We start from the raw sequence: 19,891 nt of genomic DNA, 5'->3' as shown, positions 1-19,891 counted from the left end.
TATCACCTACTCGCAATTATTCAAAATATATGAATTAATTCTTGCATCTCTAATAATTTCTTCTTGTATTTCTCTATCAATATCAAATATTGCAGCGAGCTTTTCATAATAATTTAGAGTTTGCTCTAAGGTATCTACCTTATTATTTGATATTTTCTCTTGCCACTGTGTCTTACAGTCACATTTAATGTCTACAAGCTTTTGTATTACTTCACTACTACAAGTATCCTTATATTCATCCAACAAATCAATAATACTTTTTCTACATTTTGAGCAAGTTGTTGGTGATAAAACTATTTTTTTCTTATCATTATAGTAGTTCTTATACCAAGATATTTCCACCCTTTGATCAAATTGATTGTGTGCTTTTTGTAAAACATCAATTAAAGACCACAGTGAGATACATTCATACATATTATTTTTATACATAGCATTTATAAGAGTCCCTGGCTTTATATGAATAGGAAAAACAACTACCGTGTCAACACCAGCTTCAAATGCCCACTTTATAGAACTCAAAGTATCTTTAATAGCTTGTTCTTCTGGTAAGAAAGCTGAACCCAAAGATATATTTGTTGTTACCTGTAATCCAGCTTCCTTTATTAAATCAACTGCATTTTTAAAATCTGTTAAAGCCAAATTTTTATTAATACAATACTTTAACACCCACGGATTGGCAGATTCTAGCCCTAACTCAATGGCAATATTGCTATGATTAATAATGTTCTTCATCTTATCTAGTTTTTCTCTTGTTAGCGTATCAGCTCTGCTCTCTGTTATAAACTTTTCACAGTTATATTCTGAAACTAATCTAAATATCTCTTCTCGCAAATATGGGGATACTTCTTCATCGTCAAACATACTTCCTGACGGGGATATAACCAATTGTTTTAATGGTAGAGGAAGCTTGTCTAATGTCTCTTTTATTAGGGATATAATTTCATCATCCGCTACTTCATGCCCTTTACCATAATTACACATAGTACATCCACCTTCTCTATCATGCTTACACCCTTTTGTCATGAACCAAATCTCACAAAATACACCACCATCAACTGTTTCATGTCTATGATAGATTTTTTGATTTATATTAAGAGGGGTTCTCTCGCTATGGATTTTTTTTGTAATTTCTTTTAAAAAATTATTTTGCATTTACACTACTCCTATTATTTTTTTATTAATTGCTACACATAGATTATTAATATTCGAAAAAATGAACTCAAATTCATCTTCTAGTGGATCAAATTTAACATTAAACTTATCTTCAATAGCTATCTGTAAGTACAACATAGAAATAGAGTCCATCGCTAAATCATCCAATAAATGTGTTTCTCCATTCATGCTCTCTTCTGTGTCCAATATGTCTTTAATAATTGTAATAACTTTTTCTAACATTTATTTTCTCTCCTTATTAGTCAATGTACTGTTAATTGTATAAGTTTTTATTTTATTTCTTACGCATTTAACAGTTTTATTTTCATCTATTATGAAAATAGCTGGTAAATCTCTACTTAGAAAAAGTCCAGCTGCCTCTGTTTGGCAATATGCCCCTGCATTGAGAAATATTATTTTGTCTCCTATGTTGTGTTTTGCTAACTCCATTTGTCTTAGTAAAATGTCGTTTGATGTACATAAAGGTCCACAAACAGTATAGATATCTTTTTCCTCCTGTCCATTCAAAACCTTAGCAATCACATTCCTACCTCCAAAGGCTTGTCCATAATATTTTATATGATTGATTCCACCATCTAAAATTGAATATCTTCTTTTATTATTAATTTTTTGATCGCAAACACTACTCACATAGATCCCACAACTAGCTGGAATAATACGTCCTGCTTCATAGATTATTTGACGTCCATTACTTTTATCTCTTAATTCTTGAGAAATGGCTTGTAACATCTCCTCCCAATTAGTTTTTTCTAAATCTTTTTTATAATATGGGACACCTATTCCCCCACCATAATCAATAATGTTAATCTTGTATCCATAATTCTTTTCTAACTGATCTATTACTTCAAAAAGTTGTTTTATGTACTCTTTCTCCTTGTTAATTTGAAAACACTGTGTATTAGCATATAATTGTACTCCCTTAATTTTTATGCTTTTATACTTATCTCTTTGGCTAATAATTTCTTCTAAGTCAACCATTGATAAACCAAATTGATTCCCTGTACTCATTCGCAAGAATACTTCTTTTGTAATACCTAGCAATTTGCAACATTCATTAATATCATGAAGTTGTGTTATAGATTCAATAGTAACTATAATTCGTTTATCTTTAATAGCTTCTAGAATCTCTTCTTTAAGCTTACACACTCCACCAAAAATTATTTTTTTATCTTTTCCTATATATTCACGACATATTTCATATTCGCCATATGAACATACTTCAAAGTAAGTCACCAAATCTTGCATGTAAGAAACAACTAATGGATTGGCTTTGATCGAATAACATAACTTAATATCCTCTGTTAGAATGCTTTTAATAGCCTCTATATTTTTCCGTAAATGGGATACATTGTACAAGTAAAAAGGCGTTTTATGATGTTGTAGTACTATTTGAATATCTTTGTTAATTTCTTTTAATTCAAATTTCATAATCTATCTCCTCCAATACTGCTTTTACTATCATTTGATCAACTTGGCCTATTACATGACTAAGCATTTCCATCTCTCCACTTATGGCAATCTGAGAAATCCTCTCAGCAAGTTCATGAAAAACGTCTTCTCGTGTTATACTTGTATTTTTATCCAGTAGATTAATTAATTTATAAGTCTGTATCATATAATTTTGTAGAGCGTATTGTCGCTGTAGTTCATTAGAAGAAGACATTCTAGTAATTTTGTTGAAGTCGAAATTTAATGCATTATGAGGGTGTTTATCTAATTCTCTTTTACGTATTATCCACCTTTTAAGAATTTCTAATTTAGTAGGTTGTTTTATGCTACCACCTACTTCTAAGTTTATTTTATAAATATTATTACGGTCTTTTAGAAAATTTAATATTTCATTTTCTCCAATCATCATGTAAGGTACTCCATCAGGCTCATGGATGATCCTATCTTTTCCTACTAAAAAGCAGTAAACATAATGACGATTACCATCATAAAATTGTGTATCAACCTTGTTATATAATCTCTTTTTGTTGATTGGTCCTAGAACAAAAGGCTGGTTATCAAAAGTTAGCACATCATCAATATTATCATTAGTTATCTTCTTTACTTTAATATAATCTTTAATTTCTAATAAATTTTTTAAATTATTTATTGCTTCTTCTGTCTTAACTAAAGGAGAGAACCAAAATGACATATTATCCTGTATCTCCATAGAACAATTTCTCAAAGCAATGCAGTCTATATCCTTTACTTCACCATATCCTTTATCATGAAATAACATTTGCATAGCACCTTGAAAACCATCTAAGCTTTTCCCTAAATATTTATACATACTTTCACCTTTCCAATACCCATATTTGATTATATGAGTCTTTAGTAAGTTGATTCCTATGAAAATCTCCATATAATGCTTTTACCTTGAATCCTACATCTTTAATTATTTGCATAATTTCAGACGGCTGAAACCAATAGAAATCAAAACTTTCAAGTAAAGTATTATTTTTGAACACAGAACAATGTAGCTTCTTGTTGTTAAAATCAAATGTATATAGATCTTCAATTAGTATGTCATCACTTTCATACATTTTTATTCTTCTATTATTAGCTGATTTTGCCCACTCTTCATCTAAGATATAATGATCAAAGATGAAAACTCCACCCTCACAAAGATTATTGTATATTGATGTTAGAGCTTTTTTTCTCGTCTGTATACAAGGCAAATGTCCAAATGTTCTAAATGGCATAAATATGTATTTACTCTTATAAGGCAATTGTAAATGGACAAAATCCTGATGTAGTAATGTCAGTTTATCTAATAGTCCCTCTTTCGCTATCCTTCTTCTTGATTCTTCTAGCATTTCTTTACACCGATCAACTCCTATAATATCTATTGAATACTTTTTTAGTATTTCAGTGGTGATACGAGCTGTGCCTATTCCTAATTCTACAATTGGTCCTTCATAATGTTTGCTCTCTGCAACATAAAAATCTTTCGTTACATTCCAATATTTATCACCCGAGGACCATTGATCATAGTACTTTGCTATATTTGAATACTCAATCATCAGCCAACCTCCACACTATAATCATCATATATCATTTTTTCTATTGCATTGCCATATTTTATCCAATATTCTTCACCAAAAATATTCTTTGATAATTGGCAATAAGTATGAACTATTCTATCTGGTAAATTATTTTTTTTCTTATTTAATGCTTCTTTCCATTGTAATCGACAATCACAGTCTAATCGGCGTAAAATATCCTTATCTTTATATTGTGTATATTGATCTAATGCATCAAGCACTTTATGATAGCATTTAGGGCAAGTATCTGCTGCTTTTATTAAGTTAAAAGCATCGTAGGTTCTATACCAACATATATCTGGGTTAATATTTTCTGGTAATTGCAATAATAATTCTATAAGTAGCCATAAATTGGGCTCATCACAAAGTCCCATTTCATAGATTTTTTTTAACATAGTATTATCCTTGACATGTGTAACAAAAATTGCAGGTTTAACCTTATTTTCACTACACCATTTAATGGTTTCTCTGCATATGTCTATACTTTCTTGATAAGTCAATAAAGGTATCCCAGCTAATATATTTCCAACTGGAACAATATCATATTTGTGTAGTATCTCTATACTCCTTGTAATCTGTTCTAGCGTTATACCTTTATTAATACAATATTTGTTAATAAAATTTGATTTTGATTCAATACCGACAAATATCTTATTAAGTTTATCCCCAAAAATAGATTTTGCTTCTTTTATTACTTCTTCATTAATAGTATCTATTCGTGTTTCAAAAGTAAACGATCTATGATTGGTTTTAGCTAATAAGTTAAATATTTTTTGCCTAGCTTCAGCAGGAACCTCTTTGTGGTCTAACATACTACCTGATGGAGAAATTAAAAAAGTATCATAGCTATTTTTAATCTCTGACAATCCTTGTTTTACATACTCTATCATCATATCTCCACTGGTTATTGGTCCTATACTATAATCACACATTACACAGCCACCACTTCTATCATGGCTACAACCTTGTGTTCTAAACCATAATCCTGCAAAAGAATCGGCTGGATTTTCTCTAATACTATAAACTGTATTTTCATCCCAGTATATAGTTCTTTTTTTCTTAATTTCTTTATCACATTGTTTTATAAACTCGTTTACTATATTCACGTTACCCTCTCCTTAAACAATCAGCTCTTTATAGTTTTCTAACCCATCTGGAGATATCATAACAATATGCTTATTACTCACCTTTTCTACATGTTTCATAACAGCAGCAAAGGTCATTCCTGATGAAATACCAAGCTCTAGCTGATATTGTTCCATAATTTCCTTACAATAATGAATAGACTCCTTGTCATCAATCTGATAATAACCATCTATAAAACATCGATTATTCTTAATAAGACCTGATGGCCCTCGTAAACCTGTTCCCGCATTAATATAATCGCCTTCTACGCCTCCAAATATAGTGGATCCTACTGGCTCAACACCTATTATTTTTATATTCTCATTTTTTTCTTTCATATATTTTGCTATACCCGATATTGTTCCTCCCGATCCAACTGGACAAATGCAAATATCTATATTTCCATTACAGTTTTCCCAAATCTCAGGAGCAGTGTATTTAAAATTTGCTAGCATATTATACTCATTATCATACTGGTTGGTCCAATGATAAAACCCTGTCCTTTCAAGATCTTTAGCTAATTTTATTCGAGAGCTTCTAAAATCAAGATTCTCTTGTTTTTTTACCATTCTATATTTAATTCCACTTTTTTTAATCTTATCTAGTTTGTCATCACTAATGGATTCATCAATCAAACATAAAAACTTAATATCTCTCTCTTTTAAGAAGTAATTTAAAGCTATACCTAAGTTCCCAGATGTTGATTCAACAACACACTTATGCTTTATATCACATAAATTCTTCACCATATAATAGGCAGTACGTGCTTTTATACTCCCTAGAAAATTAAATTTTTCTAATTTTATGTATAGCCAATTGTTATTTTTTAGTTTTATAACAAACATTGGCGTATTACCAATATTATATTCTTCTATATCTTTTAACATGTCTTTCCTACCTTCATCTTAATCTTTGAACAGTGCTCACAGTCATGTAACAAATTAAATTGATTTAAGCGTTTTACTAAATTATTTTCATGATGTATATTAAATAATACATCTCCAAAAGTATCCCAGGGACAAATGTTAACTCCGCCATCTGATTTTATACTTAAACTTAAATTAGGTTCTATTTCCTCTACTTGAATTTCAGCTTTAATTAATTCGTTTTTTCTTAAGTTAATACTTTTTACTCTACTCTTATTAAACATAAGTTTTACATTCATTCTGGTGGGAAGATATTCAATAAGCGTATCAATAAAATCGTTAAAATCTTTTTCTTCTCTAATACAATAATCCAGACCGTCGCCACGCCCAACTGACTGCAACTCGTATATCTGAAAATTATGAAATCCTCTATTAGCCAAAGCTGGTAGTGTATCTCTTATAAGGGTTTGAATATTTCCTCTATGTAATGTGATTCTTAAAACAATATTTGCTCCCATTTTTTGGTATTTCTCTGCATTATTTAATACTTTTAGAACATCACAGTCTCTAAGGACGCTATTAAGTTCATTAGTATGCCCTTCTACAGAAATACGGAAATTTTCTATATGCTTTAACACATATTGCACATCTGGTGTATCCATAAAAATAGTACCGTTACTTGTAATTGTCATACACTGGAGAATTTCTTTATCTAATATAGCTAATGTATTAAAGATCTTAGGTCTAAGAAAAATTTCCCCACCTTCTATGTGAATATCCAAATCATAAGCTTCGTACAACTCTTGAATAATACTATTAATATTCTCCAACGGTATCTCTTTCTTGAATCTTGCATCCCCACTATCATTATAACAATGCTTACAGTGAATATTACAGTATTCGTTTGTATACAAATGTAAATCTAATCTTTGTTTTTTCATATTATCCATCCTCAAATTATTCTATATTCATTAAACTATACTTTTTAATCTGTTCATAATAAGTATCTAACATATGATAGAAATCTCTTTCTTCTACACATTCTTTAGATAATTTCTTTCTGATTTCACTTTTACATTGACATGGTAATTGATAACATTGTTCCAATAAATCTACTCTATCTTTATTACAGATTAGTTGATTAAAAGATTGGAAAAAGTTCATCATTCTATCATTGCACTCATCACAATAATAAGGTCCCAGAAGTTCTTGTTGATATGCTGGGTTTTCCTGTTTTCGATTACCATACCATACAACATCAATTCTACTTAACAACTCCTTACTAACCTGATTGAGGACTTCAACAATAGTCTGTCCATAAACAGGATCAAATAAATTATTTTGATAAAGCCAGTAAACCAACGTATATTCTTTTATATTAATAGGAAAAAGCATGACAAAATCAACACCAAAGTCAAAAAGCTGATGAATACTATTAACAGCATCCTTTATTTGATTATCCAAAGTTAAAAAAGGAACACCCACCATAACGTTAGCAATAAACTTGAATCCTTTTTCGTGTACAAGGTTTATATATTGTTTTAGCTTTTTCAATCCCACAACGCTCATTTTATTTAATGAGTATTGAAGAACTTGTTTATCTAAAGATTCAATTCCCACTTCAATACAAACCGTTGTGTCATCCATAATGTCTTTTATTAAATCAAGCTTTTTTTCATTTAATGTATTTATATGTGTTTCTATAATTATTTTGCTAAACTTTCGTTTCTTTGAATATTCAAGTATTTTTTTTAATTCTTCCATAGTAATTTCACTTTCATCTAAAACACTTCCTGATGTTTCTATAAGCAAAATTTCTATGTTCTCACTTAATTCCTCCAAAGCTTTATTAAATTCATCAGCAATATTTACAATAGTTGCACCTTCCCAGTAATCACAGCAACTACAACTTCCTGCTTTGGAATAAGCACACCCTTTTGTCTGCAACCAAATCTGTGCGAAACTCCCTGCTTCAAAGATTGTATATGTCAATTCACTTGGGACTTTTGGACGTTTTTGCCGAAGTCCCTTAATCATTTCATTTAATATTGTATTAACATTTCCCTTAACCTTATACTTCTTTCTAAAGGTGTCTTCATTCATTTATACTCACCCTCGTATTATTCCTTTCAAAATATTTTTACCAACCAACAACTTTTAAACTTGATTTTCTAAATAATTATCCCCAAATTTATTTGAATAATTAAGGAAGCATGCTATAGTACCATACAATCCAATAATAATTGCACTACAAATAAGTCCCAACGAAATAGATAAATCCAAACATTTAGATACAATTGGAATAAGTATTAATGATATCACCGAGATCAATAGATGTTTAAAGCTTGCAATTCGCCCTTTCATATCATGGCTAACTCTCTGTTGTAATGTGGTTTGGAAAATCAAACCAGAATAACCATTTGTCATACCTAATAAAGCTATTAGAGCTATACTTATATAAGTAATTTTATTAATAAAAAGTAAGAAGAAAATTATACCTTGAACAACTAAACTTAACCAACTTGATGAACGTAATCCTAATTTACCATATATCTTACTTATAATAATACCAATTATTACAGCACCAATAGTAAAGCTTCCATCAAATAGAGATATATAGTAGGAATCATTATGATACCAAGTTTTAACCATGGGTACTAATAGTATATTAAAGAAATTAACTACCATAACATTGGCAGTACTTACAATAAGATGAAGTAACAATGATGAATCTGCTTTAATATGTAAAAATACTTGATACCAATCGCTTAGTATAGAATTAAATTTCTTAATACTTTTTACAGGTTCTATTATATATTCAAATTTAATTAGCCACATTAAGAGTGCAGAAACAAAAAATGAAATGGCATTTATAATGATTGCTAATTTTGTTCCGCCTATTATCAATAATGGAGCTACTATAGCAATACCTAGTAATAGTCCACCTTGAATAACTGTTGATGATATTCCATTAATCATAAGTAACTTCGATGAATCTTCAACTAACATAGGCAGTAATTTGAAGTAGCACGTTCTATATATAGAATTAATCAGACTAACAATAGCGACAGAAACACTAACAATAATCAATGCTGACGAACTATCTAAAAATAGACTTAAAGTAATAAAAATGCCACCCCTTATGATATCGCAAAAAATGTAGACTTTTTTAGGATTACTTTTATCAATTAAAGCTCCTGATATAAATTGTACTAAAAAAGAAAGCACATAATCTAATAGAATAACTCCTCCATAAGCAAGAGCACTCCCCGTATAATCATATAGCCATTTGCTCATGGCTATTGCCTGTATTCCATTTCCTATATTTGTTACGAAAATCGCTAATAATAACATTTGGATTTTACGAGGAATACTTATAAAAACTCCTGCAACATCTTTTATACTTTTCATTATAAATGGATTCCTTTCACTTTAAGTAGAATCCTCTTCCCCCCCTTAAATGACTCCTTGATACATTGACAATACGTTATTATTATGTTCAACTTATACTCTTATAATTAAGTATTTGATCTATATCTGATACTGAAGAGAATAACCTGTAGATTTCTTCATTAGAAATTCCAATACTTTTAGCATATATAACTGCCCTTACTTTTTTGTGATCACTATCAGATAATAGCCCACGCATTAAAACTGCCATTGCGTATTCACGTGCAGATATATTATCTTTTGAAGATATATCAATATTCATCTTCTGGAAGTTGTCTAAATTCCAGTCTTCCTTTTTTTCTGATATCTTTTCTTCTGGTAATATTTCTTGTAAAGGTTCTTTTTGAACTTCTACTATTTGTGCTATCTCATTTATTATTTCATCTTCTTCGTCAAAGCATATAAACCAACCAAGTCTATCATAGTTATTCGTTGATTTTTTAACTTGCATTCCATGTTTTATATTTAAATCTATTTTTTTTACTTTTGCATTATTATAAATATCTGATAAGTCACTAATCCTAGCATAGCCATCTTCTTCTGCAATAAAGTAACGAATATCTGCCTTAGAAGCCGTACATTGCTGACTATCAGTGATTATGTCTTTTCCTAATGCAAGTAATATATTTGAAGCATATAAATTAACTCCTGTAACTGCTTCGACTAATAAGGAAATATTATCCCCACCTGGACGAGCATTTACTTCAACGATTCGTGGTCCATTTTTTGTAAGTATAATCTCTGTGTGAGTTACTGTATCGCTAATACCTAATAATTTGTGTGCCTTAATTACAATACTTTTAATACTTTCTTCTTCAACTAAGTCTAGAGAAGCTGGTACTGTATGTCCTACTTCTATTGGAGCTATTTGGGACAATATTTTTTTTGAGGTAATTGCAATAACTCTTGGTTCACCTTGATATGTAATTGTTTCAACACTGAATTCAGGTCCGTCTAAGAACTCCTCAATCAGAAATTCTGGATCTAGCATTATATCGACTAAATTAGTTTTAACATTTCTTATATTTGATACAGCTTCCTCTACCTCTGACATTGTGGAACAACAGGCTACTAATTTACTCCCTGCATCATTAGAAGGTTTTATTACCACTGGTAAACCATTAACATTAACAAAAGCTTTTGCTTCTTCAAGTGTTCTTATTATTGCATGTTTTACCGAATCTTTACCTAAACCTTTTAATGTTTTTCTTGTCGCTTTTTTGTTTCGACATTTCATTGCTGCCTCATAGCTTAATCCATAAGGCAGCCCCAGATGTTCTTTTATTTTGGCAGCCATAGGTACCCTATACTCATGAAGTGTAAATACAGCTACAATATTATATTTTTCCTTTAGTTCATCTATCTTTTTTAGTACTTTTTCTTCATCATTTAAATTCACTTCAACAGGTACATCTGCTTCTAGAGCTTTATCTAAACTTATCCATGTATTAGAGTTAATTAAAATACTTTTATAACCTAATGATTTAATTAAATATAGTTCATTACCTGTGATTATATTTCCACAAACGACAATATATTTATCTGATTTCATTGTTTTCCCTCCCTAGTACTTAGTAATAATTTTGTATCAAACAATGCTTTTTTAAATATCTTCCTGTATACGAATTATTGTTTTTTATTATATCCTCTGGAAAACCTTCTGCAATAATTCTGCCCCCGTTTTTCCCTCCTTCAGGACCTAAATCAATAATCCAATCTGCATTTTTAATGAAGTCCAAATTATGTTCTACAACAATAATTGTATTTCCTGCATTAACTAAATCATTAATAAGGACAAGAAGTTGAGCAATATCTGCCATATGCAATCCTCTTGTTGGTTCATCAAGTACATATGTTTTACCTTTTTTACTTAACCCACTTGCTAATTTTAAACGCTGTGCTTCTCCACCTGATAGAGAATCTAAGGACTGACCCAATAATAAATAGTCTAATCCCACTGAAGACAGAATATTAAGCTTATTTTTAATGGATATTACATCAAAGAAATTTTCTGCCTCTTCTATAGTCATGTTTAGTACATCAGATATACTTTTGTTTCTGTATTTATAAGTTAATACTTCATCTGAATAACGTTGTCCATTACATGTTTCGCATACTTTCTTAATATTACCTAAGAAATGCATATTGACAATCTCATAACCCAAACCCTTGCATTGTTGACAAGCTCCTTTACTATTAAATGCAAATTTAGAAGGACTTAGACCAGAAACTTCTGCAAATAGCTTTCTTATATCATCAAATGCTTTTGTATAGGTAGCAGAATTTGATCTTGGAGAAGATCCAATTGGTGATTGATCAATAACAACAATGTCCTCGTACTTGTTTAGTAATACACCAATTAGAGAACTTTTTCCCGATCCTGAAACTCCTGTAATACATGTAAGTACTTTTTTTGGTATTTTTATTGATACGTCTCTTAAGTTGTTATTATTTGCTACAAAATGAAAATAATCTTGTGGGGTACGTAAGCTGTCTTTTCGTGTAATTACTTTTCTATTGCTCATATAATTACCAGTAATTGATTTATTCTCAATTAATCCTTTATAATTTCCTTGATAGACAACTTTCCCACCATTTACTCCAGCACCTGGGCCAATATCAATAATATAATCTGCATCTGAAATTACTTGCTTATCATGTTCTACCACAATAACTGTATTATGCTTTTTTACAAGTTCTTTCATTGCTTGTATAACAAACTCCTTATCTCTAGCATGTAAACCTGCTGTAGGTTCATCTAATATATACATAAGATTGGTTAGAGAATTACCTAATTGTTTTCCTAATTTCAATCGTTGAGACTCTCCATTAGATAAAGTTGCTACTGAACGGCTTAATGATAAATAGCCAACACCTATTTTTATTAATATTTCTAATTTATTAATGATGTACTCTTTTATTTCATAAGCTATGGAATCCGATATTTCTTTTACAAACTCTAATAATTCATAAATTTCCATAGTTACTAAATCAACAATTGTCTTACCTTTATAAGTAACACTGCGAGCTTTTGCATTAATACGTGATCCTTTACATTCTTTACACACACTTGGCATAAAAAACTTTGAATCATATGATACGCCTACTAATCCACGTCCATCGCTATGTCTATTTATAATTCTTGTTACAATCCCTTCAAAAGAAAAATTTTGAATAAAACCTACTGCATTATTATTAAATTGTTGTGCTTTGGAGTAAAGAAGTGTCGTTATCTCCTTTTCTGTAAAATCATGTAATGGCTTATCCATATCAAACAATTGAGTTGCCTTTATTATATTAAATAGTCGTCCATCAACTTTCCAGGTTCTATGTTTAATAGCTCCTTCATTTAAAGACTTATTGGTATCTATAAGCTTATTATAATCTAGTACTAATTCTTCACCTGTTCCTTTACAGGTTGGACAGGCTCCTGATGGAGTGTTAAATGAAAAATCACCAGAGTCAATAATTGGTTGCCCCAATCGGGAAAATAATAATCTTATATAATTATATATCTCTGTCACTGTCCCTACAGTTGAGCGTGGATTTCTTGCTAGCTGTTGTTGATTTATCACTATAGCAGGGGATAGCCCCTCTAATTGTTCAACATTAACCTTTGAGAATTTTGGCAAGCTCGTTCGTGCATAGGTACTTAGTGAATCCAAATATTGTCGTTGTGCTTCAGAAAATAAAATATCATATACAATAGATGACTTTCCCGAGCCTGATATTCCAGTAAAAACTACTAGTTGATTTTTGGGTATTTCTAAACTAATATTTTTCAAATTATGTTTATTAGCCCCTTTTAAAATAATATTATCCATTATCATCTTACTCCTTATCTATATTCTTGACTGAGCTAAATAAGGTTGTACTTGTAACTCCCTATCAATTCTTCCCTCTAAACGTTTATCTAAGTCTTCTAAATATTCTTCTTTCTCCTCGTTAAATGTCACCACTTTATCTGCTACTTCATTACAATATGTACATGTTCCACAATTAACACCGCAATCAAATTTCTTCCTACTAAAATAGTCTATGAATCCATCAAGTAATTTATTATCAACATAAACAGGATGAAATGGCATGATGAGTTCCCATAGATTACCATCATATGATCCTTTTGCATAAGCCTTAATTATCTTTACGATCCATTGTGTTGGAAATGTTCTTCCAGCAATTTTAATTGAATGTATCCCCAGATTTTCATATATTATTAAGTCTTCTGGTCTTATCCACGGGCTTTTTATTAACTCTGATGGATCTCTAAACCTTATTCCATCACATCCTAGAGCTCGGTAATCTTGAAAAGGTTCTTTCCAATTTTTATCTGTTTTTGCCTGCCAACATACCAAATCTGCATGATACTTTTGATAAGGGCAATTATGTAAACAAAACGAATTAGCTAATAATTCAACTTCAAAGTCGATTTCATGGACAATATTTTTTAACAATTGCATTTCTCGGTTAATAAAACGGCTTAATGTAATACTATGAATATTAGGTCCCAATTGATCTAATAATCGGATACCTTGAACGTTTCTTACATCTAAAATAGTAGACATCTTTACTTTGAGATGTGGAAAATGATGATTAATTAGCTCACCAAGAAAAGGTATGGAAACAGTAACTATATCTGCACCTAAGTCACTAATCCATCTAATAACATCAAGTATTTTTTCCCGATGTACTTGGTCATGTTCTATACCTCCTAATGAAGGTGAATTTATAACAAAATTGAACATTACACCTAATTCATGACATTTGTTAATGTGATCTTTTAATACTATATCCTCTACCATAGGTGTATCTAATCTACCAGATCCTATATCATTTAATGACGATCCGTATATCTGTCCAACCTTATAATTAAATTGAGAACTACTATTAATCTTTTCAACGGTATTTAAAATTTCATTATCCCAATTAGTTGGTATATTTAAAAACATTGCTATTTATCCTCCTATAATTAAGTTTCATATCAAGAAGCATTACAATAATCTATCGTACTAAAAAGTACTCTTTAACCATAATATTACTTCCTATGATACAATCTCTTAGGTATCTGTTAATTAATCCTTTTACTTTAGCTAAAATATTAAGTTTTCAATCTTTAGTATGCTTTATAAAGAGAACTTCTTCTAGATCGACTTGTAATGTATTAAAAATGTATGATTTATGTTTTATTTCTATAATTCTTTTTTATTTTTTATATTCTTGCTCACTTTGTAAATGTTAGCATATTTTGCAAATTAATGCAATATTTTTTTCATATTTATTATACAATTTTATAATATTAAATCAATAGTGTTATAATTCATTATAAATTTAAGTTGATAATAGTAAAAAAAAGTTAACACAAAGACTTTTCACTGGTCTTTATGTTAACTTTGTAATTATATTATATTCAATATTAATTATTTATCATTTAAGTCAATTGTCATAATGGAATTAACTGGTCTTATTACACCTGCACATGTATTATTAGAATGAGCGATATCATTTAGTTCAAATAATTCATTCTGTGTTATATATGCTAAAAAAGAAGATCCTCCTCCGTCGATATTCATAAGATATTCAATATCTCCAAATATATCTTTTGCCGTCTTAATTAATTCATAATAATTAGCTCCAGCACTTTTTTTGCTTCGCCCTGAACAAACCATAATAAAAAACTTATTATTGCTAGTTACACCGATGACTGTTCTTGGATGCTTTTCAATTTTATGAATTTCAGATTCTTGAGTCTGCATGGATAATTTTGTTAACCATCCTTCTTGATAGAATTCTTCTTCAAGTTTGGTCCAAGTGTCAAATGATTCACCATCATATATCAAAAACATTCCTCCACCATAACACCATTCATATTCATCTGAATCTTTTAGATATAATTGATGAGAGATATCCTTAGTTTCCATATATCCATCTTTGTCATATATAGCATCAGAGAATATCTTTTCCCATTTTTCTATACTAAGAGATATAACTACACCTATATTAGGTAATACTACATCTCCTTTTCTTATGGTAACAATAAAATCATCAACACATATAATATTTACTCTATTCTCGCCTACTGTCTTAGTGTATCTATTATAATCTACTTCATTTTTACTCTCACCCATAGGTGTATATATAATTATATCTCTTTCATCATTTGCATTAATATCTTCATCATCCCATTGTATCTTAGTATCGTTAATAATCATTTTACCAGCTGATAAGTGTTTTCTAAAGAATTCTATACCACCATTTTTTCTTTTGCCAATAGCTGCTTTATTATATAATGGGAATGTTTCAACTGGTTTTACTTTGTTATTTTCATATTTGTAGTCAATATGCCAGCCATATTTATTAATTTTTTCTTTGTCTCTTGTATCTCTTAGTGTATTATATAACTCTATTGTCTTAGGGGTAATAAAAAACAAGAAGTTTGAAGCAATATAATTGCCTTCTTTTTGCTTTTTAAAGAACCCTCTTGGATCAACTGCTTTAGTAAATGTATCAATTTTAATATTAATATCTTTTTTATTCTCTATTTCTATATAATTCACTTTTACATCATTTGACCATTTATCTTTAAAAACATAATCATTTAGATGGATACCATTGAAATTATCACCAATATGTTTTTTTATCTTTTGCTGTCTAATATCTTCTTTATTATATGTATCATTTGGTTCTTCTTTGTTTAGATTATCACTATTTTGTAATTCTATTATTTTATGGGAATTAGAGTTAAAAAATACATTAGGAAACTTCTTAAACAAAGTATCTATATCTTTTTCATATGCTTTCATACCTATAATATCGTATATCCAACTTAACATTTTATAATTTAATTCTGTTTTTTCTACCATACTTACATAGTTAAATATATTATAACCCTTATAGATATAAATAAAGTGCGTCTCATCCTCACTAAGTGCATTGGTCAATGCTCTAGTTATTAATTTTTCTGATCTACAACATACAAAGGCGTCTATATTAAGCTCTTTGAAAGATTCTAAGCACCATTCTCCAAACCCAATTAGTATATCATTTTCACTTTCAACTTCTAACTTACTAAGATCAAATCCATAGTCACAGTCTTTATCTATTATAAAGGTTATATCTTCAATATTCATATCTTGTTCAAACATTTGAATATATCTTATCATATCTTTTTTAGTAGGTATAAAAGCAAAATTATCATTTTCTTTTGTAATAATATATATTTTTTTAAACCTGTCTTTTATCTTTTTTATGAATGTCATTAGTTGTACAATATATGTATAATTGTCAATCACTAAATATACATTTTTATTCTTATCTTGTAATTTATTCAAAATATCACTTTGGTCTATTCCATTTATCTCTTTATAAGAATTATGAGTATAAAAACTACTCCTAACTTCTTTTATATAATCTAAACAGCTTTGCCCAAAATATTTATATCTTTTTTTATTTATTTTATTATAAATCATTACATCAGTTATATCATTCATATCTGCCAAATTCATAAAAAAATCTTTTAATTCATTTATATATTCATTATATTGCATGTCTCCAATTAATCTTGTTTTATATAGTTTTTCTACAAATTCATCTTTTATATATTTATTTGCTGTTGTTATATCTGCTGTTACATCTATATATTGATATTGTTTTATCTTTTGATAACCAGTATACTTTTTTCTTCTAAAACATCCTTGAATAAAATTCTTATCTGCTATATACATTATCTATCCCTCTTCTTAAATGATACTTATTTATGTATTATAAAAAGCAACTATAATTGTCATATATTTCATTATTATAAATGCTCCTTCCAATTCAAAAAATAATCGTAAAACACATAACTAGAACACCTTTTTATCACATTAACATTATTTAAAATCTTTAATCCTTTATATGAACTAAAGCTATTAAGAGAATCATCTATATACTGTTTAATTGAATCTATAAATTCATCTCCCAAAGCATTAACTAATTTACCAGTTAATATAACTCTTTCTAAATCTAATAAAGTTATAATATTAATCAATGGTTCACATATATATCTTGAAACATCGTTAATAATAGATTGTATCTTGCTATCTCCCAATTTGTATTGCTTAATAAAATCGTCAAATGATAATCCTGTTTTACTTTCAATTGCAGAGATAGATGCTTCTGTTGTTAAACATCCATATTGTCCACACTTACATAGTTTTGGCTTATTAATTGAATGGATTTTTACGTGTCCAAACTCACCAGCTGTATGACTACTTTTTAATAAATAACCATCTAAAACAAGAGCTGCACCAATACCTGAATCTAATTTAATAAGCATGTAATTATTTAATAATTCTTTTCCATAATCTGTTTCAGCTAACATATTAACATCATTTTTTATTAGAACTGGAATACCTAGGTATTCCAGTTCTTTTAAAATATTAATTCCATCTAATCCAAGACTTTTTGATTTTATTACTAATCCGCTTAATGAATCAACTATCCCTTCAATACTAATTCCTATACCTAGAATTCTCTTACTAACACAATTACTTATTACTTGTTCTAATAATTTTTTAACTATGTCAAGAACATTACTAGTTATATTAGATCTGGTATAATTTTTGAGATTTAACATATTACCGTCTACATCAAACAAACCTACACTAATCATTTCTACTGATACTTCTACTCCTATTGAACATATATTCTCATTATTTATAGATAATGCCATTGGGTTTCGCCCTTTTGATTTATTTTCAATAGTAACTTCTTTGACGATCCCTTCGTTCAATAACTCTTTTACTAGATTAGTAATTGTTTGATTAGACATATTAGTCATTTCAGCAATCTGTGCTCTATAGATATTTTTCTCTGAATAGATCATCTCTAATATTTGCTTTTTATTATTGATCTTCATTAAATCTGGGCTAGTAACTTTAATCATATATTATCCCTACTTATTTAAATATTTTATTAACTTCGTCTTGTATTTGTTTCATTCCTTCTTCAGGTGTCATATTACCTATAGCTATTTTTTCAATAGTTTCTGAGATAGCTGTAGATAATTTTGGATATTCTTCAATAGGTGGTCTAGCAACTCCATATGTTAATGCTTTTGCAGCTTCAATCATATGTGGATTTTCTTCACCGAATTTTTTATATTTATCACTTTCTCTAGCTGAATTTGATACTGGTAAGTAACCTGCTCTTATTGCCCATTCTGCGTGGTTCTCTCCAGTTGTCATATATTTTATAAACTTCAAAGTTTCTTGTTGTACTTTATCATCGCTTTTGAACATGAAATAGTGGTTTGAACCTAATCCTGTAGCTAATTTATCTTTTCCTGGTAACATTGCTACTCCCACATTCATTTCATACTTATTAATATAAGAATTAGCTGCTCCTTGTGTAGCGTACACCATAGCTACTTGTTTGTCAATAAATGGGTCTTGACCAACCGCTGTAGGTGCATATCCATCTTTAATCATCTTAGTATAGAATTCTAATGCTTCTAAACCTTTTTCGTTGTTGAAGCCAACATTGTTTCCTTCTGCATTAAGCACGTCTTGACCATTTTGCCATAAGAATGTCTCAAATGTCCAAGTAGTTCTTTCATTAGGTGCTATAGGTAACCAAACTCCATATCTTTCTCCATCTGATAATTTTTTAGAAATATCATATAACTCTTCCCATGTTGTTGGTGGATTATCAATTCCTGCTTCTTCAAACATATCTTTGTTATAGATTAGATATAAAGTTCCCGCTTCAATTGGTACTGAATAGATTTTTTCTTTGTATTTACCAGCTTCTAATAAACCTGTAGGTAAATCACTTTTTAATTCATCATCTATTATTGCTCCTATATCAACAAGTTTTCCTGAACTCTCTAATACTCCAGTCCATGTAGGATATCCCCAAAGCATATTTGGTTCTTCTCCTGAAAGTAAAGCTGTTTGAACATTTTGTAACATTTCTTCTCCAGTTGCAACAAACTTAGCGTTTATTGTTACATTTGGATTTTCTTTTTCGTATTTTGCTACCATTTCATCAAGTACTTCTGTTTTTTCTGCTGTATATCCATGCCAGAATTCAACAGTAACTTTCTCCTGTGTATCTTTATCTTCGTTTTGTTCTACTACATCTTTCCCTTTATCATTATTGGCATCTGGTTTTGTTGTATCTTTTTTACACCCACTAAATAATAATGATACTACACATAGAGTTGCTAATAATAAAGTGACTATTTTTTTCCCTTTCATATTAAAT

Annotated in this window: 16 protein-coding genes; all 16 read right to left on the bottom strand. The window is 29.4% G+C overall.

Translation table 11 applies throughout. The features are described 5' to 3' along the window. Positions 1-6: 6 nt before the first annotated feature. Entirely contained in the window at positions 7-1,152 is a 1,146-nt protein-coding gene (locus tag N4A55_RS16345) for a radical SAM protein (RefSeq protein ID WP_293758458.1), read from the bottom strand. After that, positions 1,153-1,395: an acyl carrier protein gene (locus tag N4A55_RS16340; protein ID WP_293758456.1), complete on the bottom strand. Its 243-nt coding sequence runs from the start codon at positions 1,393-1,395 to the stop codon at positions 1,153-1,155. Continuing rightward, the gene (locus N4A55_RS16335; RefSeq protein ID WP_293758454.1) at positions 1,396-2,601 is read right to left on the bottom strand and encodes an alanine racemase; all 1,206 of its coding nucleotides are present in this window, start codon (positions 2,599-2,601) and stop codon (positions 1,396-1,398) included. Continuing rightward, positions 2,591-3,451, bottom strand: coding sequence for a hypothetical protein (locus N4A55_RS16330; RefSeq protein ID WP_293758452.1), 861 nt, complete (start codon positions 3,449-3,451; stop codon positions 2,591-2,593). The genes N4A55_RS16335 and N4A55_RS16330 overlap by 11 nt, the downstream gene beginning before the upstream one ends. Positions 3,452-3,455: 4 nt before the next feature. Continuing rightward, positions 3,456-4,184, bottom strand: coding sequence for a class I SAM-dependent methyltransferase (locus N4A55_RS16325; RefSeq protein WP_293758451.1), 729 nt, complete (start codon positions 4,182-4,184; stop codon positions 3,456-3,458). Next, the gene (locus N4A55_RS16320) at positions 4,184-5,311 is read right to left on the bottom strand and encodes a radical SAM protein (RefSeq protein ID WP_293758450.1); all 1,128 of its coding nucleotides are present in this window, start codon (positions 5,309-5,311) and stop codon (positions 4,184-4,186) included. The genes N4A55_RS16325 and N4A55_RS16320 overlap by 1 nt, the downstream gene beginning before the upstream one ends. Before the next feature lie 12 nt (positions 5,312-5,323). Then, positions 5,324-6,217, bottom strand: a complete 894-nt coding sequence (locus tag N4A55_RS16315) for a cysteine synthase family protein (protein ID WP_293758449.1) — start codon at positions 6,215-6,217, stop codon at positions 5,324-5,326. Further along, a complete protein-coding gene (locus tag N4A55_RS16310; RefSeq protein WP_293758447.1) occupies positions 6,211-7,137 on the bottom strand; it encodes a radical SAM protein in 927 nt (308 codons plus the stop codon). The genes N4A55_RS16315 and N4A55_RS16310 overlap by 7 nt, the downstream gene beginning before the upstream one ends. Before the next feature lie 16 nt (positions 7,138-7,153). Next, positions 7,154-8,299: a hypothetical protein gene (locus N4A55_RS16305; RefSeq protein WP_293758444.1), complete on the bottom strand. Its 1,146-nt coding sequence runs from the start codon at positions 8,297-8,299 to the stop codon at positions 7,154-7,156. 54 nt (positions 8,300-8,353) lie between these two features. Beyond that, positions 8,354-9,607, bottom strand: a complete 1,254-nt coding sequence (locus N4A55_RS16300; protein ID WP_293758441.1) for an MFS transporter — start codon at positions 9,605-9,607, stop codon at positions 8,354-8,356. An 88-nt stretch (positions 9,608-9,695) separates the two neighbouring features. Then, positions 9,696-11,198 carry an ATP-grasp domain-containing protein gene (locus tag N4A55_RS16295; protein WP_293758438.1) on the bottom strand — a complete coding sequence of 501 codons (1,503 nt, stop codon included), beginning with the start codon at positions 11,196-11,198 and terminating at the stop codon, positions 9,696-9,698. 19 nt (positions 11,199-11,217) lie between these two features. Next, a complete protein-coding gene (locus tag N4A55_RS16290; protein WP_293758435.1) occupies positions 11,218-13,470 on the bottom strand; it encodes an excinuclease ABC subunit UvrA in 2,253 nt (750 codons plus the stop codon). A gap of 18 nt (positions 13,471-13,488) precedes the next feature. After that, complete coding sequence (locus N4A55_RS16285) at positions 13,489-14,595, bottom strand: U32 family peptidase (protein WP_293758433.1); 1,107 nt, start codon at positions 14,593-14,595, stop codon at positions 13,489-13,491. A gap of 468 nt (positions 14,596-15,063) precedes the next feature. After that, positions 15,064-17,367, bottom strand: a complete 2,304-nt coding sequence (locus N4A55_RS16280; RefSeq protein ID WP_293758430.1) for a phosphodiester glycosidase family protein — start codon at positions 17,365-17,367, stop codon at positions 15,064-15,066. A 74-nt stretch (positions 17,368-17,441) separates the two neighbouring features. Then, positions 17,442-18,569 (bottom strand): ROK family transcriptional regulator, encoded by a 1,128-nt coding sequence (locus N4A55_RS16275; protein ID WP_293758427.1) that lies wholly within the window; start codon positions 18,567-18,569, stop codon positions 17,442-17,444. Positions 18,570-18,582: 13 nt separating this feature from the next. Then, positions 18,583-19,884: an ABC transporter substrate-binding protein gene (locus N4A55_RS16270; RefSeq protein WP_293758424.1), complete on the bottom strand. Its 1,302-nt coding sequence runs from the start codon at positions 19,882-19,884 to the stop codon at positions 18,583-18,585. Between the last annotated feature and the right edge of the window lie 7 nt (positions 19,885-19,891).

The sequence above is a fragment of the Vallitalea sp. genome (genome assembly GCF_025211055.1).
GTDB lineage: Bacteria > Bacillota > Clostridia > Lachnospirales > Vallitaleaceae > Vallitalea.
Note: the sequence above shows the minus strand (reverse complement) of the source record. Positions and strands in the feature narration are given on the sequence as shown.

What these genes read in the sequence shown, in the direction of transcription:
- N4A55_RS16345 (WP_293758458.1), bottom strand. Translation starts at nt 1,152, where the DNA reads ATGCAAAATAATTTTTTAAAAGAAATTACAAAAAAAATCCATAGCGAG.
- N4A55_RS16340 (WP_293758456.1), bottom strand. Translation starts at nt 1,395, where the DNA reads ATGTTAGAAAAAGTTATTACAATTATTAAAGACATATTGGACACAGAA.
- N4A55_RS16335 (WP_293758454.1), bottom strand. Translation starts at nt 2,601, where the DNA reads ATGAAATTTGAATTAAAAGAAATTAACAAAGATATTCAAATAGTACTA.
- N4A55_RS16330 (WP_293758452.1), bottom strand. Translation starts at nt 3,451, where the DNA reads ATGTATAAATATTTAGGGAAAAGCTTAGATGGTTTTCAAGGTGCTATG.
- N4A55_RS16325 (WP_293758451.1), bottom strand. Translation starts at nt 4,184, where the DNA reads ATGATTGAGTATTCAAATATAGCAAAGTACTATGATCAATGGTCCTCG.
- N4A55_RS16315 (WP_293758449.1), bottom strand. Translation starts at nt 6,217, where the DNA reads ATGTTAAAAGATATAGAAGAATATAATATTGGTAATACGCCAATGTTT.
- N4A55_RS16310 (WP_293758447.1), bottom strand. Translation starts at nt 7,137, where the DNA reads ATGAAAAAACAAAGATTAGATTTACATTTGTATACAAACGAATACTGT.
- N4A55_RS16305 (WP_293758444.1), bottom strand. Translation starts at nt 8,299, where the DNA reads ATGAATGAAGACACCTTTAGAAAGAAGTATAAGGTTAAGGGAAATGTT.
- N4A55_RS16300 (WP_293758441.1), bottom strand. Translation starts at nt 9,607, where the DNA reads ATGAAAAGTATAAAAGATGTTGCAGGAGTTTTTATAAGTATTCCTCGT.
- N4A55_RS16295 (WP_293758438.1), bottom strand. Translation starts at nt 11,198, where the DNA reads ATGAAATCAGATAAATATATTGTCGTTTGTGGAAATATAATCACAGGT.
- N4A55_RS16290 (WP_293758435.1), bottom strand. Translation starts at nt 13,470, where the DNA reads ATGGATAATATTATTTTAAAAGGGGCTAATAAACATAATTTGAAAAAT.
- N4A55_RS16285 (WP_293758433.1), bottom strand. Translation starts at nt 14,595, where the DNA reads ATGTTTTTAAATATACCAACTAATTGGGATAATGAAATTTTAAATACC.
- N4A55_RS16280 (WP_293758430.1), bottom strand. Translation starts at nt 17,367, where the DNA reads ATGTATATAGCAGATAAGAATTTTATTCAAGGATGTTTTAGAAGAAAA.
- N4A55_RS16275 (WP_293758427.1), bottom strand. Translation starts at nt 18,569, where the DNA reads ATGATTAAAGTTACTAGCCCAGATTTAATGAAGATCAATAATAAAAAG.
- N4A55_RS16270 (WP_293758424.1), bottom strand. Translation starts at nt 19,884, where the DNA reads ATGAAAGGGAAAAAAATAGTCACTTTATTATTAGCAACTCTATGTGTA.